General features: G+C 70.0%; 2 protein-coding genes. One reads left to right on the forward strand and one right to left on the reverse strand.

Annotated features, from left to right (window positions below):
- Positions 1-570: 570 nt before the first annotated feature.
- Positions 571-2694, reverse strand: a complete 2124-nt coding sequence (gene katE, locus E4O86_RS22520) for a catalase (RefSeq protein WP_161142780.1) — start codon at positions 2692-2694, stop codon at positions 571-573.
- Between the two features lie 257 nt (positions 2695-2951).
- Here katE and E4O86_RS22525 point away from each other — a divergent pair, with 257 nt between their 5' ends.
- Entirely contained in the window at positions 2952-3209 is a 258-nt protein-coding gene (locus E4O86_RS22525; RefSeq protein WP_161142781.1) for a hypothetical protein, read from the forward strand.
- Positions 3210-3514 lie beyond the last annotated feature (305 nt).

The raw sequence follows: 3514 nt of genomic DNA on the forward strand, positions 1-3514 counted from the left end.
CGGGCATCCAGCGGCGCCTGGGCCGCTGCTCCGCTTCTGGATCGCCGGGTCGAGCCCGGCGATGACGACAGAGAGGGAGGCGAGGCGGGGAACCCCTCCCCTGGCCCCTCCCCACGAGGGGGAGGGGGATGGATGCGGCCCCGGCGAGGTCCCCACGAGGGGGAGGGGGATGGATGCGGCCCCGGCGAGGGTGCATCGTGAAGGCCGCGCCGCTCGTGCCGCTCCGGCGTTTGCCGCTCGTTCCGCTCCGGCGTTTGCCGCTTGTTCCGTTTCGGCGTTTTGCCGCTTGTTCCGCTCCGGCGTTTTGCCGCTTGCTCTGTCGTCCTGCCCGGGCTTGACCCGGGCATCCAGGCGGCGCCTGGGCCGCTGCTCCGCTTCTGGATCGCCGGGTCGAGCCCGGCGATGACGACAGAGAGGGTGGCGAGGCGGCGTGGATCGCCGGACCAGGTCCGGCGACGACCGTGGGGAAGGCGAGGCGGCGTGGATCGCCGGGTCGAGCCCGGCGATGACGACAGAGAGGGAGGCGGGGCGGCGCGGGTGGACCCGCGCCGGCCGACATTTCGATCAGGATCAGACCGCCTTGACGCGGGTCTCGCGGTCCCAGAGCCGGAGCGCGCCGAGCATCGCGACGAAGCTCGCGACGTCCGGCTCGCCGGCGAGCTTCACGCAGCCCTCGTCCATCTCCGCGGCGATGCCGGCCTTCTCGAAGAGGGCGACCGCCTCCGGCGAATAGGCGATGAACTTGCAATGGGCGAAGGCGTCGCTCGCGAAATCCCGCGCGGTCGGCTCGCCGGCGAGGAGCCCCGCGCCCTCCGCCGAGGCGAGGATTGCGACGGCGTCGTAGAGGACGGACGGCCCGCCGTCGATCTTCTGCTTCGCCTCGATCCTGGTGCCGTCGCTCGCCGCGACGCCGAAGATGTGGGGCGCCACGAACTCGATCATCGCGCCTTCGGCTTCGACCGCGGCTTTGAGCGCCTTCACGAGCGCGATGTCGACGCCGTCGGTGACGAGCGCGCCGAGCTTGCGGCCCTTGAAGCTCTCTGGACCGTTGAGCACGATCGAGAGCTTCGGCGAGGGCGCGAGATCGGTGCGGGTCGGCACGGCGGCATCGGCCGGCTCCGGCATCTCGGGAAGGCGGAGACCGCCTGCGACGTCGCCGGCGAGCTTGTCATGGATGTTCATGAGATGGGAGACGACGCGGAGGCGGATCGCCGGCGTCTCGACCTTCGAGAGCTCGAAGGTGAAGGCCATCGCCATGTGGTTCTGCTCGACGGGCGTCTGCGAGACGTAGAACTGGCGTGCCTGGCTGTAATGATCGGCGAAGCTTTCCGCGCGGACGCGGCGCTTCTCGCCCTCGACCGGCTCGGGGAAGCTGCGGAAGCCCTTCGCCGGATCCTCGCGCGGGCCGCCCATCGCGCCGCCCCAGGAATTCGGCTCGTAGTTCGCGCGCCCCTTCGGGTTGAAGAAGGCCATGTGGCCGTCCTGCTGGAAGTGGTGGAACGGGCAGCGCGGGGCGTTGACCGGCAGATGGGTGAAGTTCGGGCTGCCGAGCCGTTTGAGCTGCGTGTCGAGATAGGAGAAGTTGCGGCCCTGGAGGAGGGGATCGTTGGTGAAGTCGATGCCCGGCACGACATTGCCGGTGTGGAAGGCGACCTGCTCCGTCTCGGCGAAGAAATTATCGACGCAGCGGTCGAGCACGAGGCGGCCGACGATGCGGACCGGCACGTCCTCCTCCGGCACGATCTTGGTGGCGTCGAGCACGTCGAAGGGGAAGCGGTCCGCGAAGTCCTCGTCGAAGAGCTGGAGGCCGAGCTCCCATTCCGGATAGTCGCCCATCTGGATGGCATCCCAGAGGTCGCGCCGGTGGAAGTCCGGATCGGCGCCGTTGAGCTTCACCGCCTCGTTCCAGACGACGGACTGGAGCCCGAGCTTCGGCTTCCAGTGGAACTTCACGAAGGTCGACCTTCCCTCCGCATTCACCATGCGGAAGGTGTGGACGCCGAAGCCCTCCATGAAGCGGAAGGAGCGGGGGATCGCCCGGTCGGACATGATCCACATCGCCATGTGCATGGATTCCGGCGTGAGCGACATGAAATCCCAGAAATTGTCGTGCGCCGTCTGCGCCTGCGGGAAGCCGCGGTCCGGCTCCTGCTTGGCGGAATGGATGAGGTCCGGGAACTTGATGGCGTCCTGGATGAAGAAGACCGGGATGTTGTTGCCGACGATGTCCCAGTTGCCCTCCTGCGTGTAGAGCTTCACGGCAAAGCCGCGCACGTCGCGCGCGAGATCGGACGAGCCCTTGTTGCCGGCGACGGTGGAGAAGCGGACGAAGGCCTCGGTCTTCTCGCCGGCGCGCTGGAAGAGGTCGGCGGCGGTGACGTCGGAGAGCGATTCGTAGGTCTCGAAGAAGCCGTGGGCGCCGAAGCCGCGGGCATGGACCACGCGCTCCGGGATGCGCTCGTGGTCGAAATGGAAGATCTTCTCGCGGAAGTGCTGGTCCTCGAGCAAAGTCGGCCCGCGGCGGCCGGCCTTCAGCGAATTCTGGTCGTCGGAGACCGGCGCGCCCTGCTGGGTGGTGAGCACCGGCACGTCGCCGCCCGCGACCTGGTGGGTCTCGCCGCCGGTGCCGCGCAGGATCGTCGCCTCGCCGTAGCGGGCCTTCGCCAGGCCGGGATTGGTGTCTGTGTTCGCCATGATGGATCTCCGCTCGTCACTCCCGCCCGACGGGACGGGCGCGCGAAGGCCCGCCGGGGACCGGCCCGCGCGCTGCGGGGAGAAGGCCCGAGCGCGGCCAGTGTTCCCGGCTGCGGGACGGCGCGATCCGCCTTTGCCGGCGAGTACGGTTTCCGACCGGGAGAGGCGGCGGGGTCCGGCGGGCCGGTCGCCCCGGAACCCCGGCTGTGGCATAAAGTGTCCTGGCCGAGGCGGGGCCGGGCGGACGGAGGGACGGAATGACGCTTGCAGGCGAGCCGAACGCGGCGCTGATGCGCGATCTCCTCGCCTGGATCGCGCTCCGCCCGCGCAGCTACGGCGAGGCGATCGACGCGTGGCGGACGAACTGCCCGCGCATGCCGGTCTGGGAGGATGCGCTCGAAAGCGGGCTGCTGCGCGTCGAGGCGGGCGGCGCGATGCGCGCGCGGCAGGTGGTGGTGACGGCGAAGGGCGCGGCGCTGATCGGCCGCGGCGCGGCGGCCGGCGCGGATTCCTGAGGCGGGGCCGGGCGGGCGCGGCGGGCGACGGGGCGCATCGTCAAGGCCTCCCGGCATTCTCCGTCGTCCTGCCCGGGCTTGACCCGGGCATCCAGCGGGCTTCGTTTTCGTGCCGCCTGCCCTCTGGATCGCCGGACCAGGTCCGGCGACGACGGAGGGTGCGGAGAGGCGGCGTGGATCGCCGGGTCGAGCCCACTGCTGTCCGGTTTGATTTCAGGCCCATTGGAGGACCATCTGGTTGGAGGGTTCGGCGGGTGGATCGTGGCCGGTCAGCCGGTCGATGCGGCGCTTGTGCATGAGGTTGA

This window comes from Propylenella binzhouense, from assembly GCF_009866965.1.
GTDB classification, from domain to species: domain Bacteria; phylum Pseudomonadota; class Alphaproteobacteria; order Rhizobiales; family Afifellaceae; genus Propylenella; species Propylenella binzhouense.